The sequence below is a fragment of the Lentzea sp. NPDC020367 genome (assembly GCF_044387305.1).
Taxonomy (GTDB): domain Bacteria; phylum Actinomycetota; class Actinomycetes; order Mycobacteriales; family Pseudonocardiaceae; genus Lentzea.
In genome coordinates, this window is sequence record NZ_JBIRVV010000028.1 from 1 (window position 1) to 21674 (window position 21674).

The 21674-nt window shown below is 68.1% G+C and carries 18 protein-coding genes; 8 read left to right on the forward strand and 10 right to left on the reverse strand.

Annotated elements, in window-relative coordinates:
- Positions 1-192: 192 nt before the first annotated feature.
- Entirely contained in the window at positions 193-987 is a 795-nt protein-coding gene (locus ACH413_RS46215) for a metalloregulator ArsR/SmtB family transcription factor (protein WP_360048693.1), read from the reverse strand.
- A gap of 32 nt (positions 988-1019) precedes the next feature.
- Complete coding sequence (locus tag ACH413_RS46220) at positions 1020-2462, reverse strand: neutral zinc metallopeptidase (protein WP_360048694.1); 1443 nt, start codon at positions 2460-2462, stop codon at positions 1020-1022.
- Positions 2463-2645: 183 nt separating this feature from the next.
- Here ACH413_RS46220 and ACH413_RS46225 point away from each other — a divergent pair, with 183 nt between their 5' ends.
- From ACH413_RS46225 to ACH413_RS46235, 3 genes are read left to right on the forward strand one after another with little or no spacing between them, the layout of a single operon-like run.
- On the forward strand, positions 2646-3236 hold the full coding sequence (locus ACH413_RS46225) for a DUF6230 family protein (protein WP_330272932.1): 591 nt from the start codon (positions 2646-2648) through the stop codon (positions 3234-3236).
- A complete protein-coding gene (locus ACH413_RS46230) occupies positions 3227-3694 on the forward strand; it encodes a DUF6114 domain-containing protein (RefSeq protein ID WP_360048696.1) in 468 nt (155 codons plus the stop codon). Before ACH413_RS46225 ends, ACH413_RS46230 begins: the two co-directional genes overlap by 10 nt.
- Positions 3691-4398, forward strand: a complete 708-nt coding sequence (locus ACH413_RS46235; RefSeq protein WP_360048697.1) for a hypothetical protein — start codon at positions 3691-3693, stop codon at positions 4396-4398. The genes ACH413_RS46230 and ACH413_RS46235 overlap by 4 nt, the downstream gene beginning before the upstream one ends.
- Positions 4399-4450: 52 nt before the next feature.
- Here the strand turns inward: ACH413_RS46235 and ACH413_RS46240 are convergent, their stop codons facing one another.
- The 5 genes from ACH413_RS46240 to ACH413_RS46260 all read right to left on the reverse strand — a co-directional run bounded on the left by ACH413_RS46240 (position 4451) and on the right by ACH413_RS46260 (position 13249).
- Positions 4451-5821 (reverse strand): neutral zinc metallopeptidase, encoded by a 1371-nt coding sequence (locus tag ACH413_RS46240; protein ID WP_360048699.1) that lies wholly within the window; start codon positions 5819-5821, stop codon positions 4451-4453.
- 119 nt (positions 5822-5940) lie between these two features.
- A complete protein-coding gene (gene glgB, locus ACH413_RS46245; protein WP_360048701.1) occupies positions 5941-8109 on the reverse strand; it encodes a 1,4-alpha-glucan branching protein GlgB in 2169 nt (722 codons plus the stop codon).
- Positions 8110-8112: 3 nt separating this feature from the next.
- Positions 8113-9423: an aminoglycoside phosphotransferase gene (locus tag ACH413_RS46250; RefSeq protein WP_360048702.1), complete on the reverse strand. Its 1311-nt coding sequence runs from the start codon at positions 9421-9423 to the stop codon at positions 8113-8115.
- Positions 9424-9431: 8 nt separating this feature from the next.
- A complete protein-coding gene (gene treS / locus ACH413_RS46255) occupies positions 9432-11240 on the reverse strand; it encodes a maltose alpha-D-glucosyltransferase (protein ID WP_360048704.1) in 1809 nt (602 codons plus the stop codon).
- Between the two features lie 32 nt (positions 11241-11272).
- On the reverse strand, positions 11273-13249 hold the full coding sequence (locus ACH413_RS46260; protein WP_360048706.1) for an alpha-1,4-glucan--maltose-1-phosphate maltosyltransferase: 1977 nt from the start codon (positions 13247-13249) through the stop codon (positions 11273-11275).
- 240 nt (positions 13250-13489) lie between these two features.
- On the opposite strand from ACH413_RS46260, the gene ACH413_RS46265 reads away from it, so the two are divergent.
- The 5 genes from ACH413_RS46265 to ACH413_RS46285 all read left to right on the forward strand — a co-directional run bounded on the left by ACH413_RS46265 (position 13490) and on the right by ACH413_RS46285 (position 19323).
- Entirely contained in the window at positions 13490-15064 is a 1575-nt protein-coding gene (locus ACH413_RS46265) for a protein kinase (protein WP_360048707.1), read from the forward strand.
- 3 nt (positions 15065-15067) lie between these two features.
- The gene (locus ACH413_RS46270; protein ID WP_360048709.1) at positions 15068-15241 is read left to right on the forward strand and encodes a hypothetical protein; all 174 of its coding nucleotides are present in this window, start codon (positions 15068-15070) and stop codon (positions 15239-15241) included.
- A 76-nt stretch (positions 15242-15317) separates the two neighbouring features.
- Positions 15318-17906 carry an alpha-glucan family phosphorylase gene (gene glgP / locus ACH413_RS46275; RefSeq protein WP_360048711.1) on the forward strand — a complete coding sequence of 863 codons (2589 nt, stop codon included), beginning with the start codon at positions 15318-15320 and terminating at the stop codon, positions 17904-17906.
- Between the two features lie 300 nt (positions 17907-18206).
- Complete coding sequence (locus tag ACH413_RS46280; RefSeq protein WP_360048713.1) at positions 18207-18755, forward strand: hypothetical protein; 549 nt, start codon at positions 18207-18209, stop codon at positions 18753-18755.
- 286 nt (positions 18756-19041) lie between these two features.
- Positions 19042-19323: a hypothetical protein gene (locus ACH413_RS46285; RefSeq protein WP_360048715.1), complete on the forward strand. Its 282-nt coding sequence runs from the start codon at positions 19042-19044 to the stop codon at positions 19321-19323.
- Positions 19324-19341: 18 nt separating this feature from the next.
- Here the strand turns inward: ACH413_RS46285 and ACH413_RS46290 are convergent, their stop codons facing one another.
- From ACH413_RS46290 to ACH413_RS46300, 3 genes are read right to left on the reverse strand one after another with little or no spacing between them, the layout of a single operon-like run.
- Positions 19342-20469, reverse strand: coding sequence for a hypothetical protein (locus ACH413_RS46290; protein WP_360048717.1), 1128 nt, complete (start codon positions 20467-20469; stop codon positions 19342-19344).
- A gap of 34 nt (positions 20470-20503) precedes the next feature.
- Entirely contained in the window at positions 20504-20893 is a 390-nt protein-coding gene (locus tag ACH413_RS46295) for a rhodanese-like domain-containing protein (protein WP_360048719.1), read from the reverse strand.
- Entirely contained in the window at positions 20890-21474 is a 585-nt protein-coding gene (locus ACH413_RS46300) for a cysteine dioxygenase family protein (protein ID WP_360048720.1), read from the reverse strand. Before ACH413_RS46300 ends, ACH413_RS46295 begins: the two co-directional genes overlap by 4 nt.
- Positions 21475-21674 lie beyond the last annotated feature (200 nt).

The following is a 21674-nucleotide window of genomic DNA, read 5'->3' on the forward strand; positions in this document are numbered from 1 at the left end:
GTCACGAGCCGAGCCAAGAGCGGGCCACATGCAAGAAGGGTTGTCAAACGGACGAAAAGCGTGTCCGTTTGACAACCCTTCTTGCATGCAGCAAGTGCTATGGCGCGACTCGTGACGGGACCCCACCGCCCAGCCCGCTTGGTAAAGACGGCTCGCCTTCGGCTTCGCGGGCGATTGGGCGTGCGTGTGTTGCTACGGGCGTCTGCGTTCCAACAGGACTGTGTCTCGCCATTCGCCGTGGTGTTGTGCGATTCGTTCTCGTACGCCCACCGTGCGGAAGCCTGCTTTGTGGTGCAGGGCGATGCTTGCTCTGTTCTCCGGGAAGATCACTGCTTGCAGGGTCCACAGGTCGTCCTGGTCTGCTGACTTGACCTGGTGGTGCAGCAGGGTTTTGCCCACGCCCTTGCCCTGGGAGGCGTCGGCCACGTAGATCGAGGTTTCCACCACGCCCGCGTAGCACTCGCGGGCTGAGATCGGGGTGGCTGCTGCCCAACCCGCTGTTGTGCCGTCCACCTCGGCTATCCAGCGGTGGTCCGGTAGCCACTTGGATTCCAGGGTTCTGCGGGACGGGACTTCCGTTTCGAAGGTCGCGTTGCCTGAGGCTATGCCTTCGCCGTAGATGCGGCGGACGTCCTGCCAGTCCGCTGTGGTCATCGGGCGGATGGTCACGCCTGGTACTGGGCGGACTGTGCCTGTGGGGAGGGTGCCCATCACCGCGTCCGCTGCTTGGGGGAGGCCTGTGCAGCAGGCCGGGTTGACGGTGACGAGGGTGGTTGTGCCTTCGCGCTGGATTCGGAGGAAGCCGACCTCTGCCAGTTTGCGGACGTGGTGTGAGCAGGTGGACTGGCTCACGCCCAGCAGAGTGGTCAGTTCGCCGACGGTTACCGGGGCTGTTGCCGAGGCCACGTGGTGGAGCAGGCGGACTCGGGTCGGGTCGGACAGCGTCGAGAACCATGAGGCGTAGGTCGTTGCTTCCTCGGTTAGCACTCGGCAAGTATCGACGGTGGTCGATGGAAGAATCAAACTGAATACTTTTTGACGCAGAACGAGAGGCCCCGGAAGAAGCCGTCGCCGAACGCTTCTACGCGGGCGAAGCCCGAGGGGACTGCTTTGCCGTTGACGTCTGCCGCGATGAGGCTGTCGTCTGCCAGGAGTTCCGCCACGGCTTCATCTAGGTCTCCTGGGGACAGGCGGAGGCCCGCTGCCGCGTCTGGGCGGTTCGTGAGGCCTGCCCAGGCTCCTGTCAGGCAGGCGGTGCGTTGACCTGCGGCGTCGTCGTCCAGTTTGAAGCCTGTGGCGTGCTGGATGGAGAGGGAGAAGCGGGAGGCGATGACGGCGAACGCCGCGAAGTCGCCGATGCCGCCCTTCGAGCCCTTCTTCGGGGGTGTGCCGATCTTCAGCAGGGACGGGAGGTCCAGCTGGAGCTGGTTGACCGCGGGGCAGTAGGAGACCGGTGAGGTGGTCTGGGCGTCCGCGCAGGGTTTGATGCCCGCCTTGTCCCAGGCCGGGAAGGCCGCGCCGCTCGTCTTGTAGGCGTCGCGGAGGGATTCTTCGAGGGCCCTGAGGTACTTGTCCTCGTCGATCTTGGCGTTGCCGCGGCCCTGGCCCTGGTCGGTGTCGGAGAGGTCGAAGGGGCGTTCGGTGATGCGCTTGGCGATCTCGGCCTCGTTGATCTCGGCGCAGCGGGCCGCGCCTCGGGTGAAGCCGAACTGGAAGGACGAGACGCGGTCGAACGCGCTTCCGTGGGCGCCCTGCTTCTCGAACGACGTGCCGGCGCTGTCGCGGATGAAGAACATCGTCTGCAGGACCTGGTTGAGGCCCTCGCCGGTGGAGAGTTCGAAGTGCTTCGACTTGTTCTCGGCGATCCAGCGCATGAAGACGCCCGTGTAGCAGTCGGCCTGCTGTTCCTTGACGATCGACGGGGTGTTCGCGCCGATGTTGGAGGCCGGGCCGAGCTTGTACTGGACGGCGTGGCCCATCTCGTGGGCGAGGACCGTCACGACGGCCATCGGGCCGAACGAGTCCTTGAGCATCGGCAGGAGTTCGCCGCGGTCCCAGGTGATGCTGTCGTCCAGCGCGCAGTAGAACGCGTTCGCGATGCCGGTCGTGTTGAGCTTGCAGACCTCGACGCCCTTGCCGTTGGAGTCGTAGGAGATGACGCGCTTCACCGGCTCGAAGGTCTTGCCGGGGAACGAGTTGGGGATCTCGGCCTTCCAGAACTCCTGCACGTCGGCGAGGGTGTTGATCGCCAGGCGGTCCATCTCGCCGCCGTCGCCGTTCTCCACGCTCAGGTCCGCGTCCGGCACGCCCTGCTTGGGGCCGGACGGGCCGTTGGAGATCTCCAGGCCCGCGACCCTGGACGGGTCGGGGCGCTCGCCCTTCGGTTCGCCCTCGACCACGGAAGAGCACGCGGTCAAGGCAGCGGTCACGGCCAGCGCAACGGCGATTCGTCCGAATCCCATGAGGTCAGACCCTACTAAGCGGCTTCGCGGGTCGTTCGGCACCTACCTGCGGCCAAACGTGAAACCCTCTCACCCCCTGGGGTGATTTCAAGACTGCGCGGACTCGTTTTCGTTGTCTCACCGATGTTCCGGAGCGCACAGTCCCTGCGACGTAAGCCTTCAGCGTGGAAGGAGTTCGGCGGTATGGGTAGAACGCGCTGGGCACGGTTCGTAGGGGTGCTCGGTATCGGGGTCGTCGGCGCCGGTGCCCTCCTCTTCGGCATGTCCCAGGGAGCGCTGGCCGCCTCGTTCGCGGTGTCCGGCACCAATTTCAAGGTCTCCGCCGACAACTTGACGGGCCAGGGATTCGTCCAGTTCGGCGGTGTGGACGCGGGCGCCGGCAAGGTGCACGTCGTCGCTGTCAGCGGTTTCAAGACGGCGAGGCTCGACAAGTTCTGCCAGTCGGTGTTCGTCCCGGGCATGCCGATCGTCGGTGACGTGACGATGCGCATCACGGCGGACAGCGTGGGCGGCATGTCCGCCGACAACCTGGTCGTCAACCTCACCGACCTCAACGGTGACCTGGTCCTCGGCAACCCCGAGATCGGCGTCGACGCGAGCAAGGTGACGAAGGGACCGGACAACCTCAGGGGTCTGCCCGGGTCGTTCGGACTGCAGGCTGACACGGCGAACATCACCTCGCTGCAGCAGACCGCCTGGGCCACCACGGCCCAGACCATCAGGTTCAAGGGCATGAGCCTGACCATTCGCCAGGGGAAGCAAGAGTGCTTCTGAGGATCTGGCGCGGCTTCACCGCGTGGCGACGTGGTCGGCCCTTCTGGGCCGGCCTGTTCGTGGCCGCGGGCGCACTCATCATCCTGTTCCCGCCGTTCGTCGGCGTGAAGCTCGGCGACATGGTCATCTCGATCAAGACGATCGGCGGCGTCTCCGCGCTGCTGATCGGCGCGTTGCTGGCGATCTGCGCGGCCTCGTTGTGGCTGCAGCCCAAGTTCCGGCTCGCGGCCGGCCTGGTCACGGTGCTGTTGTCGCTGGTCGCGCTCGTCGTGACCAACCTCGGCGGCTTCCTGGCCGGAACCCTCCTGAGTCTGCTCGGCGGTGCGCTCGCCGTCGCGTGGACGGACGAACCCAAGAAGCCGAAGGAGGCGAAGGGGTCGAAGAAGGCGAGGCGCGAGAGCGCCACCGCGGAACCAGAGCTTGAGCCGGAGACGACCCAAAGGGTTCAACCCACATGATGCGAACACAGCCGCTGGCCGCCGTCGCGATGGTCGCGGTGCTGGCGCTGCAACCGCCGTCGAGCACCGAGCCGCCGCCGTCGTCCACCCCCGGCAGCAGCTCACCGGCTCCGACCAGCACCACGCCGGAGCCACCCGCGTCGAGCACCAGTTCCACCCCACCGCCGGCGTCGTCGTCCGTGCCGGTCCAGCCGCCCAGCGCGGAGCCGTCGCCCTCGACGCCGGCCCCACCGCCACCGGCCCCTGCACCGGTGGCGGTCGGAGGGCGTGAGTGGACCCTGACGGCGTCCCGGCTGGACCTCGGCGGCCTCAACTTCGTCGGGGTCGTCGACGCGCTGGTCAGCGGGCAACTCGTCAAGGTCCTGAAGTTCACGGCCAACGACATGAAGATCAAGGACCTGGTGCAGTCCGGCGAGATCTCTCCGGGCGTCAAGCTGGTCACGGCGGCACGGCCCGGAAGCACGTCCACGGTGTCACCGGGGCGCATCGAGCTGTACACGGTGCAGCTCAAGGGCAACCTGGACCTGCTCGGGATCAAGATCCCGGTGGACTACACGGCCGCACACCCGCCGCCGCTGAACGTCCCGTTCGCGACCTTCACCGAGGTCACGGTGCGCAACACGGACCTGATCGGCGGCACCCTGAAGATCCCGGGCGCGCGGATCTCGGTCGTGTCCGACCAGGCACCGGTCGAAAGACGCTGAAGCCCGCACCTGGCCCTGAGCCGGTGCGGGCTTCCGCTCGTTCAGAAGACCGTCAGATGCCGCACTTCTTCGCGCCCTCGAACACGCCCTCGCGGAACCGGGCCACGCGCTCGAACCCGGGATCCACCGGGTTGCCGCCCTTGGCGTCACGGGCCGCGTAGTCGAACTGCAGCAGCACCGTCACGGCCTCGTCGAAGTCGCCCGGCGACAGCCCGAACCCGTCCTGGCGCTGGAACACCGCGCCCGTGTACGCCCCGGCCAGGCACAGAGCCGCCGCGGAGGCGCCCTCACCCTCGGTCGGCTTGCCGAACACGGCCAGTTCGGCCATCGCGTACCTGGACGCGATCAGCGTGCCCGTCGCGTAGTCGCCGAGCTCCTTGTGCAGGAGCGGTAGCTCGTCCTTGGTGTCGATCTTGATGGTCTTGTCCGACGGGCAGTACGCGACGGGACCCTGGTCACCGGAGCAGTTCGGCTCGGTCTGGGAGGCCTCCGCGCGCGGCGAGGGCCAGGTCTTGCCCCCGGTCGTGGCCAGGCCCTTGAAGAAGCCGTCGAGGTCGGGCGTGACGGACTCGAGCATCTCCGAGAACGGCAGGTTGCCGCCGTTCGCGCGGTCCTTGACGCTGGTGAACGCGCGCTGCGTGAACTGGCGGTTCTGCACCGACATGGCCGCGCAGAACTTCGTGCCCTGCTCGTAGCCGTCCTGGAACGCCGCCACGCGGTCGAACGCGCTGCCGTGCGCCTGCTCGTCCTCCGGGGAGGTGCCCACCGGGTCGCGGAACGTGATCAACGCGCCCAGCGCCTTGTCCAGGGCGTCCGCGTTGATGTCCAGGCGAGCCGACTTGCCGTCCGTGACGTTGCGGACGAACGAGCCGGCGAAGCAGTCCGCCTGCGCCTCGGTGAGGATCGTCGGGTACTTGTCCGGCTCGCGGCGCTCGGCCTCCGGCGTGATGCCCATGCGGTTCTGCACCGCGTGCCCGATCTCGTGAGCGAGCACCACGACCACCGCGGCCTCGCCGAAGCGGTCCTGCAGCACCGGCAGCAGCGACGCTCGGTCCCAGGCGATCGCGTCGGCGGCCGGGCAGTAGAACGCGTTGCCCTCCACGTCCGCGGCCTTCTGCGTGCACGGTGGCGGCTTCGCGGTGGAGTCGGCCGTGTCGACCGAGAAGTAACCGCCGCTCAGCGGCTTCCACGGCTTGTTGAACGTGGCCTGGAACGACTCGCTCCAGTACTCGTCGATGTCCGTCAGCGCGGTCGCGGCCAGCTTGTCGATCGGGCCGTTGTCCGAGCCGCGGACCTGGATCGTGGCGCTGGACGCCTCTTTCTTCACCACCTTGGCGGCACGCGGGCGCCCTGGGATCTCGGCGGTGCAGCCCACCGCGAGCAGGGCGGTGGCGACGATCAGCGCGATGCTCCGGTGCCGCATGAACCCATTGTGCCTGCCGGCCGGTCTCAAGGGCGTCCCAGTCGTCCAAGTCAGGCGCATACAAGGGGCAACGTGCGCCGGGCTGATCAGGTTCACCCGCCCGGCACACGCCGTTTGGATCAGTCGGATTCGACTGACGGATCAGGAACGAGCCACAGCACGCCCGACGGCGGTAGCTGCAGGATCGCGGAGTACGGCCGCCCGTGCCACGGCTTGGCCTCCGCCTCGACGCCACCGAGGTTGCCCACACCGGAACCGCCGTAGTGCGCGGCGTCTGTGTTCACGAGCTCCTTCCAACGTCCGGACGAGGGCAGGCCGACGCGGTAGTCGTGGTGCGGCGACCCGGAGAAGTTCGCCACGCAGGCGAGCGTCGCGCCGTCCTCACCGACCCGCAGGAACGACAGCACGTTGCCCGCCGAGTCGTTCGCGTCGATCCACTGGAACCCCTCGGGCGTGACGTCGTGCGAGAACAACGCCGACGCCCTCTTGTACACCGAGTTCAGGTCCCGCGTCAGCGCCTGGATGCCCTGGTGCAGCGGCTCCTGCTCGACCAGGTGCCAGTCCAGGGACCGCGACTCCGACCACTCCTGCCGCTGCCCGAACTCACCACCCATGAACAGCAGCTGCTTGCCCGGATGCGCCCACATGAACGCCAGCAGCGACCGCACGCCGGCGGCCTTGTTCCAGTCGTCACCTGGCATGCGCTGCCACAGCGAGCCCTTGCCGTGCACCACCTCGTCGTGCGAGAGCGGCAGCACGAAGTTCTCACTCCACGCGTACACCAGCGAGAACGTCATCTCGTTGTGGTGGAACGAGCGGTGGATCGGCTCGCGCGACAGGTAGTGCAGCGAGTCGTGCATCCAGCCCATGTTCCACTTGAAGCCGAACCCGAGCCCGCCCAGGTGCGTCGGCCGCGTGACGCCCGGCCACGCCGTCGACTCCTCGGCGATCATGACCACGCCGGGGTGCCGCTTGTACACGGTCGCGTTCAGCTCCTGCAGGAACCGCACCGCCTCGAGGTTCTCCCTGCCGCCGAACTCGTTGGGCAGCCACTGGTCCGCCGGTCGCGAGTAGTCGAGGTAGAGCATCGACGCGACGGCGTCCACGCGCAGACCGTCGAGGTGGAACTCCTCGATCCAGTACAGCGCGTTCGCCACCAGGAAGTTGCGGACCTCGTTGCGCCCGAAGTCGAAGACGTACGTGCCCCAGTCGAGCTGCTCACCGCGGCGCGGGTCGGCGTGCTCGTACAACGGCGTGCCGTCGAACTTCGCGAGCGCCCACGAGTCCTTCGGGAAGTGCGCGGGCACCCAGTCCACCAGCACGCCGATGCCGCGCTGGTGCAGCGTGTCCACGAAGTACCGGAAGTCGTCCGGCGATCCGAACCGCGAGGTCGGCGCGTAGTACGAGGTGACCTGGTAGCCCCACGACCCGCCGAACGGGTGCTCGGCCACCGGCAGCATCTCGATGTGCGTGAAGCCCATGTCCTCGCAGTAGTCCGCGAGCTCGACGGCCAGTTCCCGGTAGTTCAGCCCGGGCTTCCAGGAACCGAGATGCACCTCGTAGGTCGACATCGGCGCGTTCGCCCACTGCGTGGCCTCGCGCCGGGCCTCCCACTCCGCGTCCTGCCACTGGTACTCGGACCGCGTGACGATCGAGGCCGTCTGCGGCGGCACCTCCGTGGCGAACGCCATCGGGTCGGCCTTCTCGTGCCAGATGCCGTCCTGGCCGAGGATGCGGAACTTGTACCGCGAGCCCACCACGACGTTCGGCAGGAACACTTCCCACACACCGCTGGAACCCATGGAGCGCAACGGGTTCGCGCGCCCGTCCCAGCCGTCGAAGTCACCGGTCACGCGCACACCGCGCGCGTTCGGCGCCCACACCGCGAACGAGATGCCGGTGACGTCACCGGAAGCCGTCTCGTAGGAACGGACGTGCGCGCCGAGCACGTCCCAGAGCCGTTCGTGCCGGCCCTCGCCGATCAGGTGCAGGTCCAGCTCGCCCACGGTCGGCAGCCACCGGTACGGGTCGTCGACCTCGACCGCCGGACCGCCGTTGTACTTCACCAGGAGCCGGTAGTCGCCGGGCACCTCGGGCAGCTCGCCCTCGAAGAGCGCGTCGGCGATGCGGGGCAGCTCGACCTGCTTGTCGCCCCAGGCCACCGCGACCGAAGTCGCGCCGGGACGCAGTGCCCGCGCGATCACCTGGTCGCCGACGGAGTGCACACCCAGCACCGAGTGCGGGTCGTGGTGCGCACCTGACAGGAGTCGGTCCAGGTCGGCCTTCACGGCTTACTCTCCTCCAGAAGTCATCCGGGCGATCGACGACAGCGGAACCGTCAACCACTCCGGCCTGTTGGCGTGCTCGTATGCGACCTCGTAGACCGCCTTGTCCAGCTCGAACGCGCGCAGCAGCTGCACGTGGTCCCGCGGGTCCTCCGCCACCTCGGCGTAGCCGTCGCAGAACGCCGCCCGGTTGCGCTTCGTCCACTCCATCGCGCGGTAGGCGAGCTGGTCGTCATCGGGCTGGCCGACGAGCAGCTGCCGTGCCGCGTAGTCGAACGACCTCAGCATCCCCGCCACGTCGCGCAACGGCGACCGCAGCGCGAGGCGGTCCTCGACCTTGGCGGCCGGCTCGCCCTCGAAGTCGATCAGCAGCCAGCCGTGCACGGTCCGCAGCACCTGGCCGAGGTGCAGGTCACCGTGGATGTGCTGGATCGGGAGCGCGCCGATGTGCTCGCGCGCCTCCTCGAACGCGGCACGCAGCGGTTCCTCGTGGCGGCCCAGTTCCGGCACCGCCTCCAGCACTACGCCGAGACGTCGTTGCATGCCGGCGATGGCCCGCGAGATCGCGTCCTCGTCGGCGATCCGGGTGCCCAGTGCCTCCGCCAGGTCGGCGTGCACCTTCGCGACCGCGTGGCCGAGTCGTTGCGCCTCGCCGGCGAAGTCGCCACCGACCTCGAACGCGTGCAGGTCGGCCTCGGCCATCAGGTCGCGCACCGAGGTCTTGGCCATGTCCCAGCCCTCGACCGCGTCCGGCAGGAACTCCTGCAGCATCGCGAGGGTGACCTGCTCGCCGTTCAACGACGTCGAGATCGCGCCCAGCGGCTGCGCGATGTGCTCGCAGCCGACCGAACGCAACGCGCGGTGCAGCGTCAGGTCGCGGTTCTCGCCGTTCGCGAGCTTGCGGAAGATCTTCAGGATGTACTGCTGGCCGTAGATCAGCGACGTGTTGGACTGCTCGACGCCGATCGGCCGTCCGCGCAGGCCCGAGCGCAGTTCGGTGCCCGGTTCGTGCGCGAAGGTGATGCCGTCCACCTCGTGCCCGGTCGCGATCCGGTCGAGCAGCACGCCGTTGTGCTCGGGGTCGAGCAGCACGTCCCAGGCGCCGGTGCTCAGGCTCAGAGCGCCCTGGTACTGCTCGGTGCGGCCCGGCTGCTCGACCTCGAAGATCACGTGCACCAGATCGCCGTCCACCACCGTCGTCCTCAGTGGACGGACGGCCGTGATCGGCTTGTCCTTGCCGCCGAACCACCTGGCGGCCGGGAGCAGATCGGGTAGTGAGGCGACCAGCTTCTCGACTAGTTCGTGGGGGTCGGTCACGCGGGGATTCACCTCATCTCGCTGTCGTCGCCCGCCTCTACCAGCTGGAACCAGTAGAAACCGTGACCCGGAAGGGTCAGCAGGTAGGGGAGTTCCCCGATCGCGGGGAATTTGACACCTCCGGTGAGCTCCATCGGCGCGTGGTCGCGGTGCTCGGAGAGGTCCAGCTCGACGGGTTGCGGGAAGCGTGACAGGTTGTTCACGCAGAGCACGATGTCCTCGCGGCCGTCCGGGCGCTTCCACTGCCGCTTGTAGGCGAGCACGCTTGGGTTGGAGCCGCCGAGCTCGGTGAAGTCGCCCTCGGCGAACGCGTGGTGCTGCTTGCGCACCTCGATCATGTGCCGGGTCCAGTTGAGCAGCGACGTCGAGCTGTTGAGCTGCGCCTCGACGTTGAGGCCCTGGTAGCCGTAGACCGGGTCCATGATCACCGGCAGGTAGATCCGGCCCGGGTCGCACGACGAGAAGCCCGCGTTGCGGTCCGGGGTCCACTGCATCGGCGTGCGCACCGCGTCGCGGTCCTGCAGCCAGATGTTGTCGCCCATGCCGATCTCGTCGCCGTAGTACAGAACGGGCGAGCCGGGCAGCGACAGCAGCAGCGCGGTGAACAGCTCGTGCTGGTTGCGGTCGTTCTCCAGCAACGGCGCGAGACGACGGCGGATGCCGATGTTCGCCTTCATCCGCGGGTCTTTGGCGTACTCCGAGTACATGTAGTCGCGCTCTTCGTCGCTGACCATCTCGAGCGTGAGCTCGTCGTGGTTGCGCAGGAAGATGCCCCACTGCGCGTTCTCCGGGATGGCCGGCGTCTGCGCCAGGATCTCCGAGATCGGGAACCGCGACTCCCGCCGCACCGCCATGAAGATCCGCGGCATCAACGGGAAGTGGAACGCCATGTGGCACTCGTCGCCGCCGACGGCCTGATCACCGAAGTACTCCACGACGTCCGACGGCCACTGGTTCGCCTCGGCCAGCAGGACGCGGCCGGGGAACTCGTCGTCGACGACCTTGCGGCACTTCTTCAGGAACTCGTGCGTGCGCGGCAGGTTCTCGCAGTTCGTGCCTTCCTCTTCGAAGAGGTACGGCACGGCGTCGAGGCGGAACCCGTCGATGCCGAGGTCGAGCCAGAAGCGCAGGGTGTCGAGCATCGCCTCCTGCACGTCCGGGTTCTCGAAGTTGAGGTCCGGCTGGTGGCTGAAGAAGCGGTGCCAGAAGAACTGCCCGCGCACCGGGTCGTACGTCCAGTTCGACGACTCCGTGTCCACGAAGATGATCCGCGCGTCGCTGTAACGCGAGTCGTCGTCGCTCCAGACGTAGTAGTCGCCGTACGGGCCCGTGGGGTCCTGCCGCGACTGCTGGAACCACGGATGCGCGTCGGACGTGTGGTTAAGCACCAGGTCGGTGATCACCCGGATCCCGCGCCGGTGCGCCTCCTCCAGGAGGTACACGAAGTCCTCGACGGTGCCGAACTCCGGCAGCACCGCCCGGAAGTCGCTGATGTCGTACCCGCCGTCGCGCAACGGGGACGCGTAGAACGGCGGCAGCCAGAGACAGTCGACGCCCAGCCACTCCAGGTAGTCGAGGCGCGAGGCGAGTCCTCTGAGGTCGCCCGTGCCGTCGCCGTTGGAGTCGCTGAACGCCCGGACCAGGACCTCGTAGAAGACAGCGCCCTTGTACCAGTCCGGGTTGGGCTTCGCCTGCCTCGCGGACCGGAAGTCCTCTGCCTGAGGCTCGACCAGCAGACCGTCGTCGTTGACGGCTTCTCCGGTGTGCGGGACACCATCCAACCCGAGTACAGCGTCGGGACGGGAGTCGTCGGCCATTGTTCCCACCTCGTCGGGGGTTGTGCGGTTGATCAGCTGAAACGCCGCTGAAGGCTGACGACGTGCGCGGTGGCACGCCATGGTTCGAGGCGGATGTAGTTCGCCTGTCCCCAGTCCCAGGTCTCCCCGGTGACCTCGTCGTGCGCGATCACGCGTTCGTGCCAGTCGAATCCGAGCTCGGGCAGGTCGAGGTACAACGTCCCCTCCTGCGCGTTGTGCGGATCGAGGCTCACGACGACCACGACCGTGTCGCCCGTCGCCGGGTCGCGCTTGGAGAAGGCGACCAACGCGTCGTTCTCGACGCTCTGGAACTTCAGCGTGCGCATCTGCTGGAGTGCGGGATGCGCCTTGCGGATGTGGTTCAGCTTGCGCAGCCACGGTTCGAGCGAACGCCCGTCGGCCAGTGCGCGCGCGTAGTCCCGTGGACGCAGCTGGTACTTCTCGGAGTTGAGGTACTCCTCGCTGCCGGGCTTCACGGCCTCGTACTCGAACAGCTCGTAGCCGCTGTACACGCCCCACGTGGGGGAGAGCGTGGCCGCGAGGGCCGCGCGGAGCCCGAACATTCCGGGACCGCCGTGCTGCAGCGACTCGTGCAGGATGTCCGGCGTGTTCACGAACAGGTTCGGCCGTGCCTCGTCCCAGTGGTCGCGGACGTCCTCGCCGAACTCGATCAGCTCCTGCTTGCCCGTCCGCCACGTGAAGTACGTGTAGGACTGGGTGAAGCCGAGCTTCGCCAGGCCGTAGAGGCGGGCCGGGCGGGTGAAGGCCTCCGCCAGGAACAGCGTGTCCGGGTAGACCTCCTTCACCTTCCAGATCAGCCACTGCCAGAAGTCCGGCGGCTTGGTGTGGGGGTTGTCGACCCGGAAGATCCGCACCCCGTGCTCGGCCCAGAAGAGGACCACGCGCAGCACCTCGTGGTAGAGGCCCTGCGGGTCGAGGTCGAAGTTGATCGGGTAGATGTCCTGGTACTTCTTGGGCGGGTTCTCGGCGTACATGATCGTGCCGTCGGGCTGCGTCGTGAACCACTCCGGGTGCTTGAGCACCCACGGGTGATCAGGCGCGCACTGCAGCGCGAAGTCGAGAGCCACTTCCAGACCGAGGTCGTTCGCCCGTGCGACGAGCGCGTCGAAGTCCTCGATCGTGCCGAGCTGCGGGTGGATCGCGTCGTGCCCGCCCTCGTCCGCGCCGATGGCCCACGGTGATCCCGTGTCTTCCGGCGTCGCGACGAGCGTGTTGTTGGGGCCCTTGCGGTTGACCCTGCCGATGGGGTGGATCGGCGGGAAGTAGACGACGTCGAAGCCCATCGCCGCGACCCGGTCCAGTTCCTTGGTCGCCGTGGCGAAGGTGCCGTGCACCGCCTGGCCGGTCTCGTCGATCCCGCCGGTGCTGCGCGGGAAGAACTCGTACCAGGAGCCGTACGCCGCCTTCTTGCGGTCGCACCAGATCTTGTGGGTCTTGCCCTTGGTGATCAGCTCGCGCACCGGGTGCTCGAACATCAGCTTCTGCACGTCGGCCGCGAACGCCGGCGCGACGCGTTCGGCCAGCGGCCGGTCCTCGTCGCGCAGGGCCGTCGCCGCGGAAGTGAGCAGAGCTCGCTCTTGCCTTCGATCGGGTCGCCTTGCCACCCGATCGAGTAGCTGGGCACCGATTTCGAGATCATTTGCGAGATCACCGGGGCCCTGCCCCGCCGCGATCTTCACCTCAACGGCGTGGTTCCAGGTGCCCCAAGGGTCACTCCACGCATCGATCCGGAACGTCCAAGCGCCTTCTTGGTCCGGAACCACGGTCGCGCCCCACCGATCGAGGCCGATTCCGACCTCGTGCATGCGGGTCTGCCGAGCGACTCGGTCGTTCGGTCCTCGCCAGCTGACTGTGGCCGCGAGTTTGTCGTGTCCCTCGCGCCACACCGTGGCCTGGACCGGAATGTGTTCCCCCACAACGGCTTTGGCTGGATATCTACCAGCCGACACCACCGGGGATACGTCGTCGATACCGAGTCGTCCGCTCATCGGCAACGCCCTTCCGCCGTGTCGCTTCGCGTCAATCAGTAATCCTGCCTTGCTCGATCAAGCCGTCTGACAGCGGGTTACCCCTTGTAGATCCGTACCCCGCCACTGTCGATCGCACACCTTGAGCGCTCATCGTGTCCAGGGTCTCTCGGCCACGTTGTCTCCATTTGGCGTCCTCTTCATTGGACTCTTCCTCGACAACTCACCGTGTTAAGAGGGCGCTACAGGTACCGTGCGCGCGTGAACAAGCTTGGCGATCGCTACGTACTGCTCGATCAGCTCGGCGCGGGTGCGATGGGCGTCGTGTGGAGGGCACGCGACGAGTTCCTGCACCGTGACGTGGCGGTCAAGCAGCTACTTCTCAACGACGTCCAGTCGAACGAGTTCCACGAGGCCGTGCAGCGCGCCATGCGTGAAGGCCGCATCGCCGCGCGCTTGCAGCACCCGAACGCGATCGCCGTGTACGACGTCGTGGTCGAGGACGGCAAACCGTGCCTGGTCATGGAGTATTTGCCGTCCCGCAACCTCTCCGCGATCTTGGAGAACGGCCCGATGCCCCCGATGGAGGCCGCGCGCATCGGCTCGCTGGCCGCCGGGGCGCTCGCCGCCGCCCACGCCGCGGGGATCGTGCACCGCGACATCAAGCCGGGCAACGTCCTCATTGGACGCGACGGCACCGTCAAGATCACGGACTTCGGCATCTCGCGCGCGTTGGGCGACGTGGCCGTGACCAAGACCGGCATGCTCGCCGGCACCCCCGCCTACCTCGCGCCGGAACTGGCCCGCGGCGCCGCACCCGCGCCGCCGTCGGACGTGTTCTCGCTCGGCGCGACGATCTACGCGATGACCGAGGGCGAGCCGCCGTTCGGCAAGAGCACGAACGACCTGGGCCTGCTCTACAAGGTCGCGCGCGGCGAGACCCGCCCGCCGATGCGCTCGGGCCCGCTCACCGGCCTGCTGATCAGGCTGCTGGCGAACGAGCCGTCGCAGCGCCCCACCGCCGCCCAGGCGGCCGAGGAGCTCAAGGCGATCGCGTCCGGCGCCCCGGTCCCGGTCACCCGAGTGATCCCGCCGCGCCCGATGACCCCGCCGTCCGGCACCGCCGTGTTGGGCGCGGGCACCATGCAGGGCCCGCCGCCGCGCACCATGCCGCCCCAGGCACCGCGCACCCGTCCGCCCGCGCCACTGCCCGAGACCTATGACGACTACGACGACTACGAGCCCGAACCGGAGCCGAAGAAGAACCGCGGCCTCGCGGTCGTCGCCGCGATCCTCGGCGTGCTCCTGATCGCCGGCGTCGCCTACGCGATCGTGAACATGGGCGACAAGGACAGGACCACCGGCGCCGGTCCCACCACGACGCAGAAGACCACGTCGCAGGCCCAGGAGCCCACCTCCGAGAAGCCGACGGCCAGCAAGCCCGCGGCCACCTCCGAGAAGCCGCCGCCGCAGACCTCCCAGAGCCAGCCGCCGTCGTCGAAGCCGCCGGCCACGAAGTTCACCCCGGCCCAGGTCACCACCTTCGTGAAGCAGCACTACGCCAAGCTGCCCTCGAACGTCGAGGCCGCCCGCAACGACTGGGACCCGGACCAGGCACCCGGCCTGGCGGGCGAGAAGGCCTTCTGGAGCAAGTTCTCGAAGGTCGCGGTCCAGGGCAACCCGGTGGTCACGTCCAACGACGACGGCACGTTCTCGGTGACGACGGCGTTGCAGCTCACTGATGCCGAGTCGAACAAGACCGACACCAAGGAGCACACGCTCGAGATCTCCGGGAAGGGCGCCAAGCTGCTGATCACGGGCGAGGAGAAGGGCTGACCGGTGCGGCTCGTCAACGCCGAGATCTTGAAGATCACCGGGCCCGTCGAGGTGGATCTCGGTGCCCTCGACGTGTCCGGCCTGGCGACCAGGCTTCGCGACGTGCTCGAGTGGGGCGCCGCGGGCAAACGGCCCGAGATGCACGTCTCGGCTGCTCAAGGCCCGTCCGCGTCTTGACCGGTTCTGCAAGTCGTTGCAGGTCTGACCGGGAACGTTGTCAGGCACTCAGGGGTGGCAGGTAAGTTCGCTCGTCATGCGAGCACTTCGCCGGTTCACCGTCCGAGCCAGCCTGCCGGAGCCCTTGTCCGCGCTGAGCACGCTCGCCACCAACCTGCGCTGGACGTGGCACCCGCCCACGCAGGACCTCTTCGCCTCGATCGACCCGCGTGTCTGGTCCGAGGTGGGTGGCGACCCGTTGCGCCTGCTCTCCGTCGTCGACGCGGGGAAGCTGGAGTCACTCGCGAGAGATGAGCAGTTCCTGCTCAGGCTCCACGCGCTCGCCTCCGACCTGGAGCGTTATGTCGGAGGGCCGCGCTGGTACCAGCGCAGGCAGGAGGAGATCACCCAGCGTCGTGAGCACGGGGCACCGGACACACCGCTGCCCACGAGCGTCGCCTACTTCTCGATGGAGTTCGGCGTGCACGAGGCGCTGCCGAACTACTCGGGTGGTCTCGGCATCCTCGCCGGCGACCACCTCAAGGCAGCTTCCGACCTGGGCGTTCCGCTCATCGCCGTGGGTCTGCTCTACCGGTCCGGGTACTTCCGGCAGTCGCTGTCGCTCGACGGCTGGCAGATCGAGCACTACCCGGTGCTCGACCCGCGCGGCCTGCCGCTGGAGCTGCTGACCGAGCCGTCCGGGCTGCCGTTGCTGGTCCACGTGGCCATGCCGGGCGACCGGATGCTGCGCGCGAAGATCTGGAAGGCGCAGGTCGGGCGCATCCCGTTGCTGCTGCTCGACTCGGACGTGGAGCAGAACGACGAGGACCTGCGCGGCGTCACCGACCGGCTCTACGGCGGCGACCAGAACCACCGGATCCGCCAGGAGATCCTCGCGGGCATCGGTGGTGTGCGCGCCGTCCGCACGTTCTGCGAGCTCACCGGCCACGCCCAGCCCGAGGTGTTCCACACCAACGAGGGTCACGCCGGGTTCCTCGGCCTGGAGCGGATCCGCGAGTACATCACCAACGACGGCCTCGACTTCGACCAGGCGCTCACGGCCGCGCGTGCCGGTGCGGTGTTCACGACGCACACGCCCGTGCCCGCCGGCATCGACAGGTTCCCCGTCGACCTCGTCCAGCACTACTTCGGCGCCGAGAACCTCGTCCCCGGCGTGAACACCCAGCGCATCCTCGCGCTGGGGGCCGAGGACAACCCCGGCATGTTCAACATGGCCCACATGGGCCTGCGGCTCGCCCAGCGCGCGAACGGTGTGTCCAAACTGCACGGTGAGGTCAGCCGGGACATGTTCCGCGCCCTCTGGCCGAACTTCGACGGCACCGAGGTGCCGATCGGCTCGGTCACCAACGGCGTGCACGGCCCGACGTGGGCGGCCGCCGAGATGAGCAAGCTGCTCGGAGCGTCCGAAGCGGACACCCAGACCAGCTCCGGGTTCGGCATCGGCGCGTTCGAGCCGGTCACCGACGCGGGGCTGTGGGAGCTGCGGTCGACGTTGCGCGGCCGCCTGGTCGACGAGGTGCGGCGCCGGCTGCGCGAGTCGTGGCTGCAGCGCGGCGCGTCGGCGCTGGAACTGGGCTGGACCGACGGCGTGTTCGACCCCGGCGTGCTGACCGTGGGCTTCGCACGGCGCGTGCCGACGTACAAGCGCCTCACGCTGATGCTGCGCGACCCGGAGCGGCTGCGTTCGCTGCTGCTGCACCCCGAACGGCCCGTGCAGCTCGTCGTGGCGGGCAAGTCGCACCCGGCGGACGACGGCGGCAAGGCGTTGATCCAGCAGATCGTGCGCTACGCCGACGAGGCGGGCGTGCGGCACCGGATCGTGTTCCTGCCGGACTACGACATGTCCATGGCCCGGTACCTGTACTGGGGCTGCGACGTGTGGCTGAACAACCCGATGCGCCCCCTCGAAGCGTGCGGCACGTCCGGCATGAAGTCGGCGTTGAACGGTGGCCTCAACCTGTCCATCCGGGACGGCTGGTGGGACGAGCTGTACGACGGCTCCAACGGCTGGGCCATCCCGACGGCGGACGGCGTCAACGACCCGGTCCGCCGGGACGACCTGGAGGCCAACGCCCTGTACGAGCTGCTCGGCCAGCAGGTCGCGCCGCTGTTCTACGACCGCGGCGAGGACGGCGTGCCGACCCGCTGGATGTCGATGGTCCGGCACACGCTGGCCTCGCTCGGCCCGGTCGTGCAGGCCTCCCGCATGGTGCGCGAGTACGTGGAGACCTACTACGCGCCGGCCGCCGCGTCCGCGCAGAACGTCGTCGGTGAGGGCTACCGGGGCGCCAAGGAGCTCTCCGCCTACCGGCACCGGCTGCGCGCGTCGTGGACGCGGGTGCGGGTGCTCGACAGCGACCTGGTGCTCGGCGGTTCCTCGGTGCCGGTGCTCGGGTCGCCGGTCATCGTGCGGGCACGCGTCGAGCTGGCAGGGCTGGAACCGTCCGAAGTGGACGTCCAGGTCGTGCTGGGCAAGGTGTCGCACGACTCCGACGAGCTGAAGGACATCGTGTCCGCGCCGATGAACTACGCGGGCAATGGCAACTACGAGGCGGAGGTGCCGCTGCCGCACGCCGGTGCGCTCGGCTACACCGTGCGCGTGCTGCCGCGACACGGCCTGCTGGCGACGTCTGCGGAACTTGGCAGGGTCGTTCTGGCTAGTTGATCGCTTTACTAGATCACCACAGGGCATCCAGTTCGTCTTCAAACGGCGGGCTGGATGCCCTGATGTGTTCGTCTTCCTTGTTGCCTGTTCACTGCTCGTGACGAGCTTCAGGCGTGTGCCCGACTTACGGCTTCCCTCAAACGAATGACCCCTTTTTCGAGTGGGTGAATTCGTGATCTCCGCTGGTAGGGGCACGTGTGCAGGCTTACGCTCCTTGGCATGGAATGAACCGCTCCTGAATTCGTAGAGAGATTTCCGGTGCGGCTCCAAGTGAATTGCGCATTGAGGAAGAAGGTAGCCGTGAAGAAAACGATTACCGCACTCTCGCTCGTCGCAGCTCTGTTCACCGCCTCGACCATCCCGGCTGCCAGTGCGTCACCCGCCGCGCCAGAACTCCCAGCCGCCTGCGCAGGTCTCGTGCAGGACCTCGCCGGAAAACTCACGAAAACCGTCAGCAGTCTTCTGCCTCTGCCCAACGTGGGTGCCGTGACACCGTTGATCGGTGACCTTCTCGGCCTCGTGACCGCGTTGCAGAGCTCGGGCTGTCTGCCGACACCCCCGGTGAGCGTGCCGGGCGTGCCGATACCGGTGAAGACGGCCGAGTACACCGGCCCGGTCGACCAGTGCCTGCCGGTCGTGCTGAACCTGATCTCCACCATCGCGGGCCTCGGCGGCACGGTCCTCGGCGCCGCCGGCGGTGCGCTACCCGACGTCGGCAAGCTCACCGGCCTGCTGACCACGTTGCTCAAGACCGTCACCGACCTGCTGAGCAAGTGCGGCCTGCCGGCGCCTCCCGGCGGCCTGCCCTCACTGCCCGGCCTCCCCGGACTGCCGGTCGAGAACAGCTGATCTGAAAATCGCGGGGTGAGAAGGGCCCGTCACCGGTCTCGGTGACGGGCCCTTCTCGTGTGTGCGGAGCGTAGTATTCCGTTTGGGTCGGAATAACCGCATCGAGCTGCGCGGTCACCCATTTGTCGCAGTTCAAGTGTTTTTCGGTAAAGCACACAATGGTGCTACCGATTCGTTTCTGCGCGGAAGTTGTGGTTAACCTGCAATTGCTCGATCCGCTGCAAGCAGAACGGAAACAACGCAGATGATCAAGAAGGCAATCGTCCTCGGAGTCGCAATCGCAGGCATGGGCTTGTTCGCGTCGACCGCACAGGCCGCTCCCACCCAGAGCAGGGATGTGCTGGACACGCAGCTGGTGGGCCCGATCTCCATCACCGCGCTGTCGCACAACCCGTGGACTCCCGGCAACGGCAACGTCACCGGATCGGGCAACATCGGAGGCAACGGCAACAACGTCGGAAACAACAACAACGGCGGTAACGGCAACAGCAACGGTGGCGGCGGCAACAACGTCGGCGCGGGCAACTCGGGTGGGAACGGCAACAATTCGCCCGGTTTCCCCGGCTGATTCCGCTGAACCCAGGGGCTAGTTGATCTCCAGCCGGGCGCGGGTCGCCGCCACCCGCGGACTCCAGCCCGCGAGCTCGTGCGCTTCGGCCACGAGTTCGCGGGCCTTCGCGTTGTCGCCGTCGGCCATCCACGCCCGTGCCATGGTGATCAGGTCGTCGGCGCGGCCCACCGCGTTCTCGCTCGACTCGGCGGAGTAGCCCGCGAGCTGCCGGGCGGTCCCGGTGTCGCCCTCGATCAACGCCATGATCGCCAGCGTCCCGTTCGCGCGCTGCTTCGGATAGCCGGCCTCGTAGGCGTTGCCGAACATGCTGCGCGCGGTCTCCAGCCCGACCTCCGCCGGGAACTGGCCCGACTCGACGGCCAGCACGGCGACGCCGGCGGCGGTCGCCATGACGAACGCCAGGTCGCGCGTGCTCAGGTCCTCGCGGCCGGTCAGCCCGATCACCGTCTGCAGCGCTTCGAGGTACCGCTCGCGGGCGCACGCCGTCACGATCTTGAGCCCGACGACGGTGAGCAGTTCGGGGTGGTCGCGCACCAGCCCGGCGTAGATCCGCTCGGCCTCGTCGAGGTCACCGCGGCGGTAGGCGTCCATGCCGGCGGCCACACCCGGCCGCGCCTCCAGCTCGCCGAGCGGCCGTCCGGTCAACTTCGGCAGCGAGAACACGTACCAGCCCAGGCTGGTGTGGCCGGCCTTCTCGACCGGCACGAGTTGCAGCAGGAGGCAGGCGGTGGCGGCGAGGGCCATGCCCTTGCCGAACGCGCTGCCGATCGCGAGCCACGTCAGCGCCACGACCGCCGTGCAGAAGACGATCGCGAACACTCCGGTCAGGACGGTCCGCCTGCGCACACCCGGCTTGAGACCGGTGATCCCGATCGTGGCGAGCACGGGGACGGCGCGCAGCACGACCCGCTGGTGCGTCCACGTCCACGACTTGACCTCGGCGCCGAGGCCGATGATCACGTGCGTGATCCGGAGTCCGAAGAGGACGGCGCCGAGCGCCAGGCCCGCCTGGACGGCGGTCAGTTCCACGAGCAGGCCGACCAGAGCTCCGGCGAGGCCGAGGTAGAACTCGGAGAGGGTCCAGGCGATCGTGCCGGCGACCACCAACGCGGTCACGGCCCAGCGCACAACTGTCACGATCACCAGACGTTACCGGCGGGACAGCGGTTCCCCCTCGTCAGACCACCGGCGGCGACCCGCCCTCGCGGATCGGCAGGCCGGCCGCGCGCCAGCCCCGGTACCCGCCGACGAGGTCCGTCGCGTTGGGCAGCCCGACCCGTTGCAGGTCCCGTGCCGCCAGCGACGACGAGTAGCCCTCGTTGCACACCACGACGACGGTCGTGTCGGCGGTGAAGCCCGGCAGCCGCCAGTCGCCGTCCGGGTCGAGCCTCCACTCCAGCACGATCCGCTCGACGACGACGGAGTTCTCGATCTCGCCCTCGGCCAGCCGGTTGTGGGCCGGCCGGATGTCCACGACCAGCACGTCCTCCAGCGCGAGCACGTCGTGCGGTTCCAGCCGTTTGAGGTGCGACCGCGCCTCGTCGAGGATGGTGTCGAGGTTGCTCACGGGCCCTCCAGGTCGGCCAGCTGACGCAGCTGCGCCAGTGGCAGGCGCTGCGCGGGCAGCGGCGGGATCGAGTCGGGGATGTCGAGCAGCGACGCGTACTCGCGGGTCGGCACGAGCGGCGGCGAGTAGGCGTGCACGGTCGCGGCCGGCCCCTCGAACGGGTTGAGCACCTGGTGCGCCCGCCCGGACCCGAAGCCCAGCGCCTCCCCGGTGCCCCGCACCGCGGACCGGATCGGCCCTGCGGGGTAGCGGTAGTCCTCCTGCAACTGGCCCGTCAGCACGGTGAACGAGCCGGCCGAGCCGCCGTGGTCGTGCGGTTCGGTGCCCTGACCCGGCAGCCACGACAGCAGCCACAGCTCGACGCCCTCGGTCAGGCCCAACCGCGCCCACCAGCGGCGTTCCGGCGAGTAGTCGAGGATCTGGAGCAGTCCGGTCGTCAGTTCACTCGCCACGAACGAGGTCAGGTCGCGCAGCTCGCGCGGTGTCCACAGCGACCGGGACGGGTGGATCACGTCACGCAGCTGACTGTCCAGCACCGGGTGGAGGTCGAATTGATCTTGGTCGGCATACGTCGAGGTCACGCACTCGCTCCTGAAGGCCGCGTCGGGTACGGGGTAGCGATCAAGACGCGACGCAGGGCGCTTCTTCAGCGCATGCGTCGCGTCGAGCTACACCCGCACGACGCGACGAGCACGAGGTCGATCGTGCGGTCAGTCCAGCAATAGACGACCACGTCCGTGATGGTGCCACGAGCACTCTGAGTGTGGCTAGAGCGTCCATT